This is a genomic window from Priestia sp. YIM B13486 (genome assembly GCF_042787865.1).
GTDB classification, from domain to species: domain Bacteria; phylum Bacillota; class Bacilli; order Bacillales; family Bacillaceae_H; genus Priestia; species Priestia megaterium.
Genome location: NZ_JBHZOZ010000003.1, coordinates 16,817 through 32,965, shown reverse-complemented (window position 1 = coordinate 32,965; position 16,149 = coordinate 16,817). Strand labels below are relative to the sequence as shown.

General features: G+C 37.7%; 16 protein-coding genes, 6 tRNA genes, 1 rRNA gene and 2 other RNA genes. 6 read left to right on the top strand and 19 right to left on the bottom strand.

Annotated features, from left to right (window positions below; genetic code table 11):
* On the bottom strand, positions 1-513 hold the full coding sequence (locus ACFX4G_RS08170; RefSeq protein WP_377573910.1) for a sigma-70 family RNA polymerase sigma factor: 513 nt from the start codon (positions 511-513) through the stop codon (positions 1-3).
* Between the two features lie 148 nt (positions 514-661).
* Between ACFX4G_RS08170 and ACFX4G_RS08165 the strand changes: the two genes are divergently transcribed.
* Positions 662-1,675, top strand: coding sequence for a S66 family peptidase (locus ACFX4G_RS08165; protein WP_377573907.1), 1,014 nt, complete (start codon positions 662-664; stop codon positions 1,673-1,675).
* A gap of 34 nt (positions 1,676-1,709) precedes the next feature.
* Here the strand turns inward: ACFX4G_RS08165 and ACFX4G_RS08160 are convergent, their stop codons facing one another.
* Positions 1,710-2,063: a DUF4181 domain-containing protein gene (locus tag ACFX4G_RS08160; RefSeq protein WP_377573904.1), complete on the bottom strand. Its 354-nt coding sequence runs from the start codon at positions 2,061-2,063 to the stop codon at positions 1,710-1,712.
* A gap of 193 nt (positions 2,064-2,256) precedes the next feature.
* Here ACFX4G_RS08160 and ACFX4G_RS08155 point away from each other — a divergent pair, with 193 nt between their 5' ends.
* Positions 2,257-2,907, top strand: a complete 651-nt coding sequence (locus tag ACFX4G_RS08155) for a DUF975 family protein (protein ID WP_097822978.1) — start codon at positions 2,257-2,259, stop codon at positions 2,905-2,907.
* A 48-nt stretch (positions 2,908-2,955) separates the two neighbouring features.
* On the opposite strand, the gene ACFX4G_RS08150 is transcribed toward ACFX4G_RS08155, so the two are convergent.
* Positions 2,956-3,870, bottom strand: a complete 915-nt coding sequence (locus ACFX4G_RS08150) for a DMT family transporter (protein ID WP_097822979.1) — start codon at positions 3,868-3,870, stop codon at positions 2,956-2,958.
* Positions 3,871-4,376: 506 nt separating this feature from the next.
* On the opposite strand from ACFX4G_RS08150, the gene ACFX4G_RS08145 reads away from it, so the two are divergent.
* Positions 4,377-5,216 carry a C40 family peptidase gene (locus tag ACFX4G_RS08145; RefSeq protein WP_013058260.1) on the top strand — a complete coding sequence of 280 codons (840 nt, stop codon included), beginning with the start codon at positions 4,377-4,379 and terminating at the stop codon, positions 5,214-5,216.
* A 57-nt stretch (positions 5,217-5,273) separates the two neighbouring features.
* Here the strand turns inward: ACFX4G_RS08145 and ACFX4G_RS08140 are convergent, their stop codons facing one another.
* Positions 5,274-5,939, bottom strand: coding sequence for an MOSC domain-containing protein (locus ACFX4G_RS08140; RefSeq protein WP_377573899.1), 666 nt, complete (start codon positions 5,937-5,939; stop codon positions 5,274-5,276).
* A gap of 432 nt (positions 5,940-6,371) precedes the next feature.
* On the opposite strand from ACFX4G_RS08140, the gene ACFX4G_RS08135 reads away from it, so the two are divergent.
* Positions 6,372-7,547 (top strand): NupC/NupG family nucleoside CNT transporter, encoded by a 1,176-nt coding sequence (locus ACFX4G_RS08135; RefSeq protein WP_025750788.1) that lies wholly within the window; start codon positions 6,372-6,374, stop codon positions 7,545-7,547.
* Positions 7,548-7,890: 343 nt separating this feature from the next.
* On the opposite strand, the gene ACFX4G_RS08130 is transcribed toward ACFX4G_RS08135, so the two are convergent.
* The 12 genes from ACFX4G_RS08130 to ACFX4G_RS08075 form a co-directional block, all read right to left on the bottom strand.
* Positions 7,891-7,981: transfer RNA gene (locus ACFX4G_RS08130), tRNA-Ser, on the bottom strand.
* Positions 7,982-8,087: 106 nt separating this feature from the next.
* A tRNA-Arg gene (locus ACFX4G_RS08125) sits at positions 8,088-8,164 on the bottom strand.
* Positions 8,165-8,173: 9 nt separating this feature from the next.
* Positions 8,174-8,258 (bottom strand) — tRNA-Leu (locus ACFX4G_RS08120).
* A gap of 10 nt (positions 8,259-8,268) precedes the next feature.
* Positions 8,269-8,345, bottom strand: a tRNA-Met gene (locus ACFX4G_RS08115).
* A gap of 18 nt (positions 8,346-8,363) precedes the next feature.
* A tRNA-Ser gene (locus ACFX4G_RS08110) sits at positions 8,364-8,456 on the bottom strand.
* Positions 8,457-8,471: 15 nt separating this feature from the next.
* Positions 8,472-8,548 (bottom strand) — tRNA-Ile (locus tag ACFX4G_RS08105).
* A 341-nt stretch (positions 8,549-8,889) separates the two neighbouring features.
* The gene (locus ACFX4G_RS08100; RefSeq protein ID WP_377573896.1) at positions 8,890-9,741 is read right to left on the bottom strand and encodes a tyrosine-type recombinase/integrase; all 852 of its coding nucleotides are present in this window, start codon (positions 9,739-9,741) and stop codon (positions 8,890-8,892) included.
* A gap of 125 nt (positions 9,742-9,866) precedes the next feature.
* A 5S ribosomal RNA gene (rrf, locus tag ACFX4G_RS08095) occupies positions 9,867-9,982 on the bottom strand.
* A gap of 52 nt (positions 9,983-10,034) precedes the next feature.
* An RNA gene (gene ffs / locus ACFX4G_RS08090) (signal recognition particle sRNA large type) lies at positions 10,035-10,299 on the bottom strand.
* 13 nt (positions 10,300-10,312) lie between these two features.
* A non-coding RNA gene (gene ssrS, locus ACFX4G_RS08085) (6S RNA) lies at positions 10,313-10,501 on the bottom strand.
* A 329-nt stretch (positions 10,502-10,830) separates the two neighbouring features.
* The gene (locus ACFX4G_RS08080) at positions 10,831-11,010 is read right to left on the bottom strand and encodes a small acid-soluble spore protein H (protein ID WP_028409545.1); all 180 of its coding nucleotides are present in this window, start codon (positions 11,008-11,010) and stop codon (positions 10,831-10,833) included.
* A gap of 526 nt (positions 11,011-11,536) precedes the next feature.
* A complete protein-coding gene (locus ACFX4G_RS08075) occupies positions 11,537-11,797 on the bottom strand; it encodes a hypothetical protein (RefSeq protein ID WP_377573893.1) in 261 nt (86 codons plus the stop codon).
* 356 nt (positions 11,798-12,153) lie between these two features.
* Between ACFX4G_RS08075 and ACFX4G_RS08070 the strand changes: the two genes are divergently transcribed.
* Positions 12,154-12,309 (top strand): hypothetical protein, encoded by a 156-nt coding sequence (locus ACFX4G_RS08070; protein WP_013058266.1) that lies wholly within the window; start codon positions 12,154-12,156, stop codon positions 12,307-12,309.
* A 254-nt stretch (positions 12,310-12,563) separates the two neighbouring features.
* Here the strand turns inward: ACFX4G_RS08070 and ACFX4G_RS08065 are convergent, their stop codons facing one another.
* Positions 12,564-13,568, bottom strand: a complete 1,005-nt coding sequence (locus ACFX4G_RS08065) for an AbaSI family restriction endonuclease (protein WP_377573890.1) — start codon at positions 13,566-13,568, stop codon at positions 12,564-12,566.
* A 434-nt stretch (positions 13,569-14,002) separates the two neighbouring features.
* Here ACFX4G_RS08065 and ACFX4G_RS08060 point away from each other — a divergent pair, with 434 nt between their 5' ends.
* Positions 14,003-14,554, top strand: a complete 552-nt coding sequence (locus ACFX4G_RS08060; protein WP_097822984.1) for a DUF4352 domain-containing protein — start codon at positions 14,003-14,005, stop codon at positions 14,552-14,554.
* A 185-nt stretch (positions 14,555-14,739) separates the two neighbouring features.
* Here ACFX4G_RS08060 and ACFX4G_RS08055 read toward each other — a convergent pair whose 3' ends face one another.
* On the bottom strand, positions 14,740-15,012 hold the full coding sequence (locus ACFX4G_RS08055; RefSeq protein ID WP_255255683.1) for a hypothetical protein: 273 nt from the start codon (positions 15,010-15,012) through the stop codon (positions 14,740-14,742).
* Positions 15,013-15,264: 252 nt separating this feature from the next.
* Entirely contained in the window at positions 15,265-16,116 is an 852-nt protein-coding gene (locus ACFX4G_RS08050) for a sialate O-acetylesterase (RefSeq protein WP_377574858.1), read from the bottom strand.
* Positions 16,117-16,149 lie beyond the last annotated feature (33 nt).

Below are 16,149 nucleotides of genomic sequence, written 5' to 3'. Positions count from 1 at the left end.
TTATTTGAAAATCGCTTTTAACTTTTTGCGTCCGCGCGACAGCCGGTTGTATAAATTGCTGATGGTAGTCTGCTGCTTTTGAGCAATTTGCTTCAGCTCGACTTCCTGTAAGTAATACGCTTTAAACAGCTCGCGGTCTCCTTCGCTTAAGTGACCTAAAAGTTCTTCCACGTCGTTTGTTTGAATGTTATGAACTTCTGATGTTTCACCCACTCCCGCTTTGCTAAGCGATTCGTGCTGCGTTTTTATGTATTTGCGCTGATAGTCAATGGCTTTGTACTTAGCAACAGCTGCAACCCAATTTTTAAACGTATTTTTCTCCGGATCAAAGCGATCAATATGATGCCACACCGCTAACAATACGTCGTTTACACACTCTTCCTCGTAGCTTTTCAGCGTGCCTAAATGCTTGCGTACAATGGCCGTAATTAACCCTCCGTACTGATCGATTAACAGCTCTAATCCTTTTTCTTTTTTTCTCTTTATACACGCAACAATCCAGTCATCTTCCATGACATTGCTCCTTTCCACTTGCTTTTACATCTATTAATACGGATTCTTTTTACAAAACCTATCAATCTTCCTAAATTAAATGAAAAATAAGCTTGTTCCGTATTTCTCTCGCTGGTAAAATAAGCTAAAACCTGTGAAGGAGGCCGCTATGATTACCTATCCTTTTCTTACATCCAACCCAACCATCGGTATAACCGCACCTTCTTCTGGTGTACCTCAAGCTCTTCATTCCATGTTTTCTTTATCGTGTGAACGAATGAAAGAAAAAGGCTTTTCTGTTATACCGGGCGAAACCGTGTGGACGCAGCATAAAGCAAAATCCGCTTCTCCTAAAAAACGTGCAAATGAGCTTCAAGCCATGATAGAAGATAGAAACATTGATATCATTATCCCGCCTTGGGGAGGCGAGCTGCTGATTGAAATGCTTGAACATCTCGACTTTACAAAATGGACAGCAAAATGGGTGCTTGGCTATTCTGACACCAGCGTTCTTTTGCTGGCTATTACACTTAACACCGGGATTGCAACGGCTCATGGAACCAACTTTGTGGACTTGCGAGGAGAGCACTGGGATCCAACGACTGCGATGTGGCAGCAGGTGCTGACGACCAAAAAAGGAGAAAGTGTGGCTCAAGTTTCTTCTGATTGCTATCAAAAAGAATGGCAGCATGACAACCCGTCACCATGCGTGTTTCATTTAACGGAACAAACCACTTGGAAGCATACGGAGTTAAGCGACTTGCACATCAAAGGGCGTCTTCTCGGAGGATGTATTGACGTGATCAGGCACTTAGTAGGAACTCCTTTTGGAGATGTAAAAACGTTTCGAGAAAAATACATTCCTGCTGAGCCGGTCATTTGGTACTTTGACAACTGTGAACTCACGACCGCTGAACTTCGCCGCTCGCTTCTTCAGCTTAAGCTAGCGGGCTGGTTTGATAACTGCTCAGGTATTTTATTCGGCAGAAGCAGCGCTAATAAGCCCGTTGATTCCTACACCGCTGAAGACGTGTATCATGACCTTGCCTCTGACTTACATATTCCAGTTATCTATGACATTGACTGCGGCCACCTCCCTCCTCAGCTCACGCTTATTAACGGCGCGTATGCGAGTGTTAACGTAGAGAAGAACAAAGGCACAGTCGTTCAATACTTTACATAAAAAAACAAGAGAACTTTTTTGTTCTCTTGTTTTTTCACATATTCGTCATCAATAATATAAACGTCCCAAATAAGAAAAAAGTTGCGCCAAACCACGAGTGGTAGTACTCTTTTTGCTTTCTTTCAAACTTCCATTCTTCGAAACCTCGAATTACGTATAGGAAAAAAAAGAAAAGAAACATAAAAACCGAGGTGTAGGCTGGAGGTATAACGAAGATGAGCACTAAAAACGAAGCAAGCATTACCATTTCAATTGTGACAAACAGCGGACGCCTTCCTTTAAAGCTTCTCCAATAGCTTTTTTTCATCTTTGTATGCAGCTTTTTTCGCATGAACAGATCCAGAAAAATATAAACAACTGCCAGAATCAGCAAATACACAAGCGTCATTTCCGTTCCTCCTTCCGACCAAAAATATCCTTATACTTCCATTTTAAAGAAGTTCCCATAAATTTCAAGACTCTAAAAAATCTTTACACAACTTATTAGTGCAAGCATTCATATATTTAAAAATCGCTAATATATTGACTAATGTACAGGTTAAATTCTCTGTATAAACTCACCTAGAGGGGGACATCAAGTTATGAGAATAAAAGAAGTGAAGCAAGGTGCACTCGCAGCGCTGAAAAACCGCTGGGGATTTGCCGTACTGCTTACGTTCGTTACGTATCTAATCGCTGCCGGTATTCCAGGACTTATTGACTTTCTTGTTAACGGATTTCCAAGCGGGTCTGAAACCGAATACTCTCAGTCTACCTTAGCTAATATTGTATCCCTGCTGCTCGTACCGCTCTTTTTCTCTTACTACTGGGTACTATTGCGTCTGGTGCGAGGAGAAAGTGTACGTGTAGGAAACGTGTTTGATTCGTTTTCATGTGCGGGATTATATTTTAGAACCCTCGGACTTTACTTGCTAACGATTATTTATACCGTGCTATGGAGTATTTTATTAATTATTCCCGGCATCATCAAAAGCCTTGCCTATTCACAGGCTTACTACGTATTCCGGGATAACCCAGATTATTCGGTCAACCAGTCTATTACTGAAAGCAGACGATTAATGAGCGGCTACAAGTGGACCTACTTTTTACTTGTTTTAAGCTTTATCGGCTGGGGAATTTTAAGTATCATCACGCTTGGCATTGGGTTATTATGGCTCGTTCCGTATGTAACGACTTCGCTTGGCGTATTTTATGAAAAGCTAAAAGCAAATGAAACTGAAGTTGCTGAATAAACGAAAAACCGTATTCGAGTTGCGAATACGGTTTTTTTATGGCTAGCTTTACGCTGCCTGGTCTCCTCCATCAGAGGGCTTTAACTTTTGATTCTTCGCTTTTTTATTCACTAAATAAATACTGATAATAATAAGCACCAGCCCTACAAGAAGTGACGACGTAAACGGTTCGTCTAAAAAGAGTGTGCCAATGACAATTGAAATAATCGGAACAAGAAAATTAAAGGACGCCACTTTGCTGGCCTCTCCTTTACTGATTAAATAAAAATAAATGAGCCACGCAACGGCAACGGAAAACAGTGCTAAAAATAAAAGCAGCAGCATAGATGATGAATTCCACACCATATGAGACCATCCTTCCACTCCGCTTCCGGCTGCTGTCATAACCACTCCGCCGACAAGACTTTGAACGGTAATAAGCCAAATACCATCTACACTGTCGCTAATACGCTTGATATAAACGGTTCCAATCGCCCAGCTCAGTGCCGTAAGGACAGCTAAAAGAATTCCAGCGGCTGAAGCATTAGCAGATAATTCTCCCGTGCTGATGGTAGCTACACCTACAAAGCCAAGAAGCAACCCCCCTATCTTCACAGCGTTCATGCTTTCTCCAATCCACATCCATGCAATGATGCCGATGAGCACCGGCTGCAAGTAGACAATAACGCTGAAGACCCCTGCTGGCATAAACATAAGTCCAATCGTTTGCAGACCGTAGAATAAGATTGAATTAAATAGACCTGACACCATATATTTACGCCAGTTCTGCTTCCAGTGAAGCTGCTTATATCTTGGCAGTGCGACTGCTAATAAGATGATTCCCGCACTTAATGACCGCAGTCCAGATAACAAAATAGGCGATGAATAGCCAAGCGCCAGTTTCGACATCGGCCACGTTAATCCCCAAATCAGTACAAGAGCAGCTAAAAGAATCCCATTAATAAAAGATGATGACTGTTTCATACAACAACCACTCCTACATATATGAATGTAAATGATTCACGCGTTCATTCCTCCTTGTATACTACGCTTCTTTTTTACTCACTTCAACTGGATGCTTTTGATGTAATTTATGTATAGCAGTTATAGTAACTGAGTTTCTTTTATGACAGCGTATCTTTCTTCTCTATGTGTTCACCCAGAAAAAATAAAGTGCATGGCTAGTGACAATATCACTTTTTATCTATAGCTTTTATACATCCTAAAAGCCATTCAGCTGCTGGGTTTCTGCTCCCCTTTTTCATTTAGCTTACATATTTTCTAATAAATCTATGAATCTCCTAAACATTTCTACCTAGATAAATTGTCAGAATTATTACAGAGAAGGTGACAATTCTACTTATATCGCCCTTTAATATTAAAACTATGTTACAAAATGTCGTAATTTGGAATTAGATGTTTACTTTTCCTGTCAGGATTGATAGACTCACACTTGTGAATAAAACAAGTTATGGAAAGGGAGAAAGAACATGCTAAAGAAAGCAAATCGTACAGTTATGAATATGGGGTTAGCAGCATTACTTGTTCCCGCTGCCCTAACATTTAGCACAACTTCAGCAAGTGCTAATGACGGAGGCGCTGCACCAGCACCCGTACAAGAAAAGGTAACGCCAAGCGTACCTCAACAACAAGCAACTACTACTACTAATCAAAAAGTCATCGTAAACGTGAGTGCGTTAAATATTCGTCAAGGAGCTAGCTTTTCATCTCCAGTCGTTGGAACTGCAACACAAGGTCAAGAGTTTGCTATTTTAAAAGAAGCAAACGGCTTAGTTGAAATTGCACCAAACAAATGGATTTCAAAAAGCTCAAGCTACGTAACAATTGCATCAGGTAAACCAAGCGCAAGCCAAGTAAAAGGTGTAAGCACATCAACTCCTTCTACTTCTACAGCATCTACATCTGCAGCACAAGAAACTAGCACACCAGCACCTGCTCCAACAACAAGCACGGCTTCTGGAAGCACAGTAAATGTTGCACGTAGTTTAGTAGGATCACCTTACCAATGGGCAGGAAACACGCCAAGCGGATTTGACTGCTCAGGCTTTATCGCATACGTGTTCAACCATAGCGGTCACAGCATTTCACGTACAAGCGTAGCCAACTACTGGAACATGGCGACAAAAATTTCGTCTCCACAACCAGGAGATCTAGTATTCTTCCAAAACACATACACAAGCGGCCCATCTCACATGGGAATCTACATCGGAAACGGCCAAATGATTCATGCTGGTTCACACGGTGTAGCTGTAGCTGACCTAGATGTTTCTTACTACCAAGATCATTTCTTAGGATACGGACGCTTCTAAGAAAAAAATGCCCTCTAATCGTTAGATACGTTCTAACGATTAGAGGGCATTTACTTTTTATCGCTGCGCGACGGAAAGCGCCTTTTCAATACGCGTTTGAAATTTATGCTTCCAGTCTTCAGCTAGCTCAGCCACTTCTAAAGCCCGCTTCATCCCTTCTACATCTTTTGAACGATGGAAATATAAATCAAGCGTAAACCCAACGGATACTTGGTTTGGATGAGCTTCAATCAATTTCACTTCCGCATCTTGCGTAATCGTACCTTCTTTCAGCACGCGGCAAAGGTAGCCCGTATAGCTTGTCTCAATCATTCGTTTTAAAATCCCTTTAACGCCCGTTCTCTTTGTAATCGTGTCGCATGGATTTCGACCTTGCGTCACTTGAATAACGGCGTCTCCTACTTGATAAACGTCTCCAATGCATACGTCTTTTTCAACCATGCCTGCTACAACAAGATTTTCTCCAAACGCAGACATTGGGAGCTCCGTATCAAACTCTTCGTTCCATTTATTGTAGTGTTCATACGAATACACGCACACCGCACGATCCGGCCCGCCGTGATACTTTAAATTCGCTACGCCGTCGCCTTGAAACCCTTCTTTTGCTAAAAACGTTTCGTTTACTTGCTTTTTGCAGATGCCTGTGCGCATTTCTTTGTCAGGACTATATGCCATTTGTTCAGGCATTCCGGTTGCTAAATGAATTATTTTGCGTTCATTCATTTGTACCTCTCCCTTCCCCGTTTTCCCTTACTAATTACGTCATATTTTACCACATTTTAAAGATGGATCTCTTATTTTTATGTATTTCACTAAGATCTTGGCAATATCATGAAAGTTTAAAAAATATTTCACAATTATATTAAAAATATCTTCATTTCCTCTTTTTCTTTTGTTCGAAATGATTTAAGATAGTAGAGGCTGTCGAAATATAAGTTATTATGTCAGCTCTGCATGTTTCTTTACATAATAGCACATAGTAAATATTATTTTACAATTACGTCATTTTTTACAATGGCCTAAAAAATTTTGCCCATTTTTAACAAAATTGGCGTAAAAGTTCCGTTTTTGTATAAAATAGAGGCCGATTTACATAGTCATTTCTATGCACGTCCCTCTTTTATAAATATAGAATACATGTAAGGAGAAAAGTAAATGTCAATTTTAATGGGAATTATCGGGATTGTAATTATCTTAGCAGTTGCATTCCTCATGTCGAACGACAGGAAACTTATCAACTATAAAGGCATCGCAGTTATGCTGGTTATCCAGCTTGCTATCTCTGCTTTTATGATGAATACATCGATTGGTCGCAAGGTGCTTGACTTTATCACAAGTGTATTTACAAAGATCTTATCATTTGGTAACGACGGAATTTCGTTCGTGTTTGGAGATCTTGCAGGAAAAGGCATTTTCTTTATCCAAACGTTAGTTATGATTGTATTCGTTTCAGCATTATTAAGTATTTTAAACTACTCTCGTATTTTACCCTTTGGGATCAAATATATCGGAGGACTTGTTTCAAAAATTACCGGACTTCCTCAAATTGAAAGCTTCACAGCCGTGAACGCAATGATTTTTGGTGATACAACGGCGCTAATTGCGGTGAAAAACCACATCGGAGGTTTAACACCAAACCGTTTATTTATCGTTACAACAACATCATTAGTATCCGTTTCTTGTTCGATTCTAGGCGCATACATGCAGATGATTCCGGCGGAATACGTATTAATTGCCCTTCCGCTAAACGTATTCTCTGGCTTAATTGTTTCTTCTATCGTTGCGCCTGTAAAAGTAGAAGATGAAAACGAAGTCGATATCAAAGCACCTGCTAAGCAAGGCACGCTGTTTGAAGCAATCGGCGACGGAGCACTAGACGGCGGACGCGTTGCGTTAATCGTAGCAGCGATGCTTGTAACGTACGTTGGTCTTTTAGCATTAGTGAACTACGTATTAAACGGCGTCATCGGATTAACTGTTCAAGACATTTTAGGCTATATCTTCTACCCAATTGCCTTTATCATGGGTATTCCGGCAGATGAACTAATGAGAGCCGGCGGCGTAATGGGAACAAAAGTAGTAGCAAACGAATTCGTTGCCATGCTTGACTTCCAAAAAATGATGCCTCACCTTTCTGAAAAAACGGTTGGTATCGTATCAGCTTACTTAATCTCATTTGCAAACTTCAGCTCAATTGGTATCGTTCTTGGTACGATCCAAGCAATCAACGGCGAACAAGCTTCACGCGTTGCGAAGTTCGGCTTGAAGATGCTGTTAGTCGCGACAATGGGATCGATATTAACAGGTATTATGGTTGGATTGTTTATTTAATGGAAAAGCACTCACTTTTGGTGAGTGCTTTTTTGTTGGGGCTGGTTCTTTTGGGGTTATAGCTGGAGCGTTTCTACAATGTTGAAATTTATTAAATATCTCTGTTGACATACTCCGAGTTATCGGCACTATTATCAAATGCTTTTTATCTTCATTCTAATAACATTTAAATTAGTTTTACATAATGGATTAAAGCAATATCTCTTATCCAATAAAAAGACAGCTTGCTTTATCAGCAAACTGCCTTTTTTGTAATGACCCGTCCGGGATTCGAACCCGTGTTACCTTTTTAAAAGGACAATTTCTCGACCACTCGGCCAACGGACCAGATAAAATTATAAAATGGCAGAGAAGAAGGGATTCGAACCCTCGCACCGCGTTAACGATCTACTCCCTTAGCAGGGGAGCCCCTTGAGCCACTTGGGTACTTCTCTGTATGGATCTCCCACTGAGATACTGTGGAATAATAGTAGGCCTAAGTGGGCTTGACACCGACCTCATCAGACTTGGGCTCTACCAAACTGAGCTGCTTCCCGTTTATGGCGCGCCCGAGAGGAGTCGAACCCCTAACCTTTTGATCCGTAGTCAAACGCTCTATCCAATTGAGCTACGGGCGCTTCCTAAAATGGTGCGGATGAAGGGACTTGAACCCCCACGTCATAAGACACTAGATCCTAAGTCTAGCGCGTCTGCCAATTCCGCCACATCCGCATGTGAAAAATGGTTGCGGGGACAGGATTTGAACCTGCGACCTTCGGGTTATGAGCCCGACGAGCTACCGAACTGCTCCACCCCGCGATAATAACAAAGATATAATGGAAGAGGAAGAGGGATTCGAACCCCCGCGGGCTTTGACACCCCTGTCGGTTTTCAAGACCGATCCCTTCAGCCAGACTTGGGTATTCCTCCATATTTCAGGTTCAATGGTGGACCTTGTAGGACTCGAACCTACGACCGGACGGTTATGAGCCGTCTGCTCTAACCTGCTGAGCTAAAGGTCCTTTCTAAGTTCTCTATTAGAATGTGGAGACGGCAATCGGATTTGAACCGGTGATAAAGGTATTGCAGACCTTGACTATGCCACCAATAAGTATGAAAATTATTTATAGTCAGTCACATTTATCCGTATGCTACCCCTTCATATGAAACATGCACTAGTAAGTTAATAATTAATATTTGTTTCGCTACCAACAAAAATTATTTTACCTTATAGTTTCGTAGAAGTCAACATCTATGTAAATTGTGTTTTGATACTTAATTTTGCAATTATTAAGTAGGAATATACACCTAAATAAAATAAGCTCTGTAACAAGAATCATGATTCTTGTTACAGAGCTTATTTTTATAAAAAGGTTTGCATAATCGCATTTTCTAAATCTCTTGTAGAAGATTTTAGGTATCGTTTTGTAACATTCACATCAGAATGGCCTGCTAATTCGGCAACTGTTGCAATATCTATCCCTTTCTTAACTAACTCATGACAGAAAGTATGACGTAATTTATGAGGATTTACATTATATTTTTTTAACATGTACTGAACCGTACGTGCAGACATTCTTCTATCAAAATTAGAGACAAATAAAGCTTCATGATTAGAATCAAGTGAATCAATATATCTCTTTAAACTATTTCTTGCTTCTGTAGAAAGAGGAACAAGTCGCTTTTTAGACCCTTTAGCATTACGGATAATTAAAAAACCGTCAGATTTGTTAATCTTTACGTCTTTATGATTCAAAGCACAAATCTCTGATACTCGAATCCCTGTATGTAATAAAGTATATACAATAGCAATATCACGAAGGTTTCCCTGTTGATTTACTTCAGATAAAAGGCGCTCACGCTCACTTGCTTCTAATGACTCTGGTACAACCTCGTTATTTTTCTCTTTTGGTTTACGTTCAACATTTTGAACAATTTCTGGTTTTTCAAGAAAGCGTGCAAAAACGCTAATTGTGACAAAAGCTTTTTCTATAGTCGACGCACTTTTATTATTAGATTCAAGGTTAATCATATAAGTTTGGACATTATTTCTTGTTACTTGCTCTAAATGTCTACCTTCACTTAGAAGCCATTCATGAAATTGGTTTAGCACTGCTCGATAGGTTTTAATCGTATTATCAGATTTGCCTGATTCTATTAACCATCGGCTAAAGTCATCAATCAACGGAATAACTTCTAGGCTATTTTTTTTCACTCTAAATCCTCCTACATGTACTAATAAATTACATAAAACATAACATTTAATTTCGTAGAAATCAATTTAAACGAAATTAATATACAAAAAAACAGCCCATCATTGATATGATGGGCTGTTTTTTTGCCTGACAACGTCTTACTCTCACAAGGACAAAGTCCCCACTACCGTTGGCGCTAGAGAACTTAACTTCCGTGTTCGATATGGGAACGGGTGTGACCTCTCTGCTATCGCCACCAGACCTATTAAAGATAGTTTTCTTAACACTAAATAAAAATTGCTAAGTAAAAACACCGTGCACCCGTCATTGACATGATCAAATAAGCGTTAATTGTACAGTTAGCTCGACCGGGCTGTGCTGCAACACACAGAAGAATCTACTTATGGCTGCTTCCTTCCGGACCTGACCATGTTCATAGGTTTCTGTTGTACAGGACCTAGTTGTCAACACCACTTGTCCAAGTCAGACCTTACCTGACTCATACCTCTGTTAGGAATTAAACCCTGCTAAGGCGGATTGCAGGTTACAGGGCACCGCCATCTCCCCGTCTAGCACGGTATGTATAGTTAATGGATTCCCACCTATGTCGTCCTCCCAATCTGTTTTGTGAACCCGCGATTTCGCAGGTGGGTTTCCGCATATTAACGTTTCAGCGATCCTGTGTCAAAGACAGGCATGGCATCAGTCAACAAATGTAGGAATCCCAAATAAACAGTACGGTTCAAAACAAATAGGGCATAACTTACATCGTAGGATAAGTATTTAATGTGTTTATTGATGATATAGATTATCCTACAATAAAATTTCGCAGAAGTCAACATAAACGAAAAAATAACTCCTAACTCTCAATGTTTTCTTATTTGCTTGATTTTCTGTTGTTGGGAAGGGATTCCTTTGAAAGGTGGAAGTTATAAGGAGTCGTGTTTCATTATATTGAGTCCTCCACTTAAAAGTGAAGTTCATTACGATTAGATTTTTATACATCCTTGATCTGACAACACTTTTCTGATGCGGTTATTTTTCTTCTTATCCTATGGGAGAAAAATAAAAAAGCCTACATAAAACGGCTTTTTTATTCTAAGAGTAAATTATTGTTCTGTTAGTTCAGTTATAGAAACACTTTGCTTACTATTTGGTTCATCCAGGTTATGAATTGTAGCTACCCCATTTTGTTGGTCTACATGCTCAATGTAAATGCTTTTCCCGTTATGTATGACATTGGCCATGTCCACTGAATCGGCAATTTCTTGTGCTCTTTGTGCATCCATCTTTATCTAGCCTCCTTTTTATTTATGACAGTGAAAGTATTTGTTTTTAATTAATTTTTATACATTTAATTCCTCTATATAAAATCAATTTTAATTTTTCAAATGAGACATAAAGCGGTCAAAAAGCTATCTCGTTCATAATTTGAGATAGCTTTTCATTTTATTATTCAGTTTAATCTTCTTCTGGAATCTTAATTAAAATGGCTATAGCTATTGTTGCCAAAAATATAACCCCTAAAGTTAGTAATAGACTCGTACTCATATGCCTCATCTACCCTTCTCTCTTCATCCCTATAATTCCATTTTAGCAGAGGAAATCAGGTAATAAAACTGGAAATGATAGCGTTTTACTAAAAATTTTATACATGTTAAAATAATGTAGTTGTTTTAACTCAACCAATGTATTCAATCTTTTGCTTCAGTAGAGCAAGCTACCTCTTTTCTATTTTGGGGTAGCCCTTTTTTTATCGTGATAAAATAAAATGTTGTTTTGGATCTATTCCTTCCTGCCCTCGGTTTACATTCGTTATTTACGAATCTGTTCAATCTCTTCTTCTGTAAGCTCCGTTAATTCAGATATTGTTTGATTATCCATACCTTTTTGCAGCATTCTTAATGCTACTCTCTTAATAGCTCTTTTTCCCCCTTGCTTTTCAGCTTTTTTTAATGTCAATGTTTCATCTACTTGGAATTCCTGGTTTACTTCATAAGTCATTAACATTTGTGGATCCTCAGTCACACGTGCCCATTCATTCATCGCATTTTTCAACGTTTGATCTTTCTTCATTACAACTTCCTCCAAAAATGAGTAAAATCTTCATCTCTTGACACATTAAACAACAGTAATTGTTTTACTAATTATGTGTCCTTTTTACGATACTATTCTCACCTATCCCAAAATCAAATTAATCCCATAAAGCTTGTCCGTTCACCCTAAAACTAAAAAAGAATAATTACTGCATTAGGTGAGGTGTAAGTAGTAATGTAAGATGTGCTCGGTTGTTTATATGCTGGGGCTCGCCTAGTGGCAAATAGGGCTTTGATTCAGAAGCAACTAACAAATTATTTATTTAATTTATATGTTTTTTCTTATAGTTGCACATATTAAAAACAATACTAAATGAAAGCGAGATGAGATAAGTAATGTCAAAACAAGGGATACAGAAAAAGAATCAAACAAGAGAGCAAGTGGAGAAGCAAGATAAAAGAAATGATGTTGAATTAGGTAATGAATTTCAAACTGGCAACACAAGTTCCCAGAGCCAGAAAAAAAGTGGACGCCAAGTGAATAAAAAATAAATTTAACCTTTCGAGGATAATAAGAAACCTCCGTTCAAATTTATGACTTGAACGGAGGTTTCTTTTATAGAGTGAAGAAGACTTATGAGCAAAAGAGGCACCAAGCTAAAGAGAATTTGAATTCTATTATGGAAACAGAATTCAAATAAAAAGAAAGTATCTCACATTAGATAATCGTTAAGTATTATAACAAAATAAAAAAGTGTAGCTTAACATAACAACTCTTTCCGAAACTTATAAGAAAAACGATCTTTTTATGTATACGATATTATCTTATATCTTTTTTTATACTTACCTTCAAATTTTCTAACCTGATTCTCTGTACAAAAGTGTGCTACTTTATATCCGTCGTTATTATAGGCTTCTGCGACTCTAAGAGGTTGTTTAACATCTTTTGGATAATAAGTCGGCATTATGGTCGACATCCTTTCATAAGTCAGAACACCTGTATTTTTGCTTTTTTCACGATTTAGTAGATAAAGTCCTTTAAATATTGCTTCAAATCGTCCCGAAGAGGTTTTTGCATATGCGAATAGCGCGATCTTCTGATTCAGCTGATACATTCTTTTTTGAAAGTAGACTTCGTTCTCTTCTGGAATTGTATTATATTCAATAAATATTTCCTCGTTTTCAAGAAGTTGATTGTTCCACGTTTCGTTAGGGAAAAATTTTAATCTTTTAATATCTGTATCTTCTTCAAACTTGTGCGGTGCGCCGCTTTTTTGAATCCCGTGAGCATAGCCAGCTCCGAACACATTGCAACAGTCTGCAACTAACCGTAAAGAAACATTGTCATCAGCATCTATATATCCTTGTTCAATATAAGTATTTGGATCATATTCCTTCTCCAAATCCCATGGAATAAACCATTTCTCCTTTGTTAGCAGATTAATTTTTTCCACTACCTGGTCGATCTTTTCGTGAATCTTTTCAAGAAATTGAGTAGCATCTATTCTGATAAATTCACAATCTAACGCATTCACAATATCGTTTTTTCTAATTTCATCCAGTGTTTGATTTATATCATTCTTATGATGGGCTTCATCAATTTCAACCGCCAAATTAAACTGCGGAAAATACAAATCAATTAATCCGTATTCAGCCTTTTGGTTTTTATTTGATCGTACTACATACTGTTGAGTATTTATTTTTATATCGTAATTATCAAGCAAATGCCAGATCCTTGTAATGATATAATTTTCATCGTTTTTTTTATTCGTTTTCGCTAATTGTCTTTTAATATAGTCATACTTGTTCATTACTTTTCTAGATCCTCTCTTTTCCCTCTGCTGTAGCACTATAAAAATGAATGCCTCAATAACCATATCCAAACGGTGAAGGCAGTGCAACTCTTTTGATGAACTGTCTACTGGACTTTGCCTTTACGATTCCTCCCTCTTGTTGCTATAAGTTTCTGCTAGTTATTTTGAGGTACATACTCACATACTATTTCCAACATTTATATATTAGTAAAATAATTAATATATACTAAAATTAACCAGAACAAACATATCGAGACTTAATTTCAGGATAATAAGTCCCTATTAGTGTATATTAAGCAGTTTGATCTAACCTATTATCAAAATAAGGAAATTTAATATTGTAATATAACTATATATATGTAAACATTAAACATGTATTTTAAATACATAATAAATGCATGTTTAATGTTTACAGGAGGAAATGTACTAAAATGAAAAAAATTTTTAAGATTGGCTGTTTAGGATTTATTATTCTTATTGCACTTATTGTAGTAATTGCTGTCGTAGCATCCGGTGGAGATGATAGTGGTTCTGGATCTAGTTCTAACTCTTCAAAATCAGAAGAACAAAAAGCTCATAAAGTGGGAGACACTTTTACAGTAGATGATAAAGCGGAAGTTTCTGTAACAAAAGTAGAGGAAAAAGAACAAGTTGGAAACCAATATGCAAATAAAAAAGCTTCTGAAGGCGGTACACTTGTTGCTGTGCAATGGACTGTTAAAAACGTATCTGATAAACCTTTAAATGCTTTCTCAGTTCCATCAATTAATTTAGTTGACGAAAAAGGTACAAAATATGAAGCAGATATTGATGCAACATCAAATTATGCAATCGAAACAGATATTGATAACTCTAAAATTGCAAGTGACTTGAACCCTAACATTAAAGTAACAGACATTAAAGTGTTTGAGATTTCAAAAGATAGCTATGCAAAAGGGAAATGGTATTTAGAAATAAACGGAAGTAAAGTTCAAATTAAATAATACTTTTCCATAGAGTAAAAAGCTCACTAAACGTTCAACGTTTAGTGAGCTTTATTATATTTATACTATTATCTATACCCATGAGAGAGTGTATGGGGAAACGGCCCCTTTTTTCTGCAGAGAATGTTGAATAGTAGCGGGATACTATATACTTGTTTCAAACAAATTCAATTTACGCACCGAAATTATAAATAGAGTCCTTTAATGTAAATAGATGCGATATTCTTAGCAATTTGTTCTACAGGATGCTCATATTCATTACGAACAATTTCCCAAAGGTACATTTCATTAGTGAAAAACCACCCTCTTGCTACTAGCTCGTTATGTACATCTTTACGGGCTAATCCATTGCGCTGCGCATAGGCAATGTCTTCTGAAATTCGTTGAATAAACTTTTCCCGAATGTTCTTCCATTTCTCTGAAACGAGAGGAGAAATACAGATTTGAAATATTCCCACCTAAAACTCTGTCTGCAACTTCTCCGCTAGTTGCATTTGAAAAATTTGCGTGGCTTGAATACCGGCTTTTTGGAGTTCCTGTTTAAAGGATTCTTCTTTTTTTAGTTTTAATAATTAACAAATCTATACTAACTCCACTCATTCATAATTGCCAAAAGTTCATATCCATATGAACCTGGTTTTCTTTTAACAAACCTAAGATTAAAAGTGGAATCAATTGATCTCTCCTCATAAAATGGGATTAATTTTGCTTTACTTACTTTCATTAATAATAGTAGAGATATTAATAGAAAACTCCTCAAAACTTAATTGTCCCAAGGCAAACTTCATACTTTCAACAAATATACGCTCATTTTTAGTTAGTTCACGCTTTGCTTCCTTTTCAATCCATTCATGCTCAACGTCCAAAACATCTAAAACATGCTTTTGTTTTGAAAAAGCCTCATAGTATCTTAATCCAAACTTTCTTTGAGAGACGGCATCAATATGAATGCCATCTGGATTTGCTGTTAAGTCTTTTGATGTTACAAAATAACAATTTTTTTTAGTGTGGGCAACTTTAGATAATATCTGGTTTATTTGTTTATATTCTACAGCGCTTTTTCCAAATCCGACATCTCCAAGGTAATGCCCCAACTCACCTATAATAATCGGGATATCTGGTGCATTCAATTCTTCTCTCAAATGTTTAAATAATGAAAGCAATTTATCTTCATACGTCTTATAACGTTCTCCGTAACTGTCGCTTTCTCCTTGATGCCACAGAATTCCCACTAACTCACTTGTTTCCATTGCGAATTTCGCTTCAGAAATCGCGTGTCTTGTTAATAGTCCGTCAATTGTCCACTCATCAATTGAGCTTCCTCCCTCGGCACATGGTATCAACCCAATGGACTCGCCAGGATGATCCTCTGTCCAATGTTGAGCAAAAGAGGCTGCCGGTCCAACACCAGATATGTGACGATCAAAATTAATTGGTTCTGCCATCGTTTGCCATCTACCGTTTCTCAACATATGTATATGCTCATTATAAATCGGTGGTACATCCTCAATAAATCCTCTGCCTGCCATATTTGATTGTCCAATTAACAATATAGATTTCATAGAAATACCTTCTTTCTCTTCCATGTTGATCAC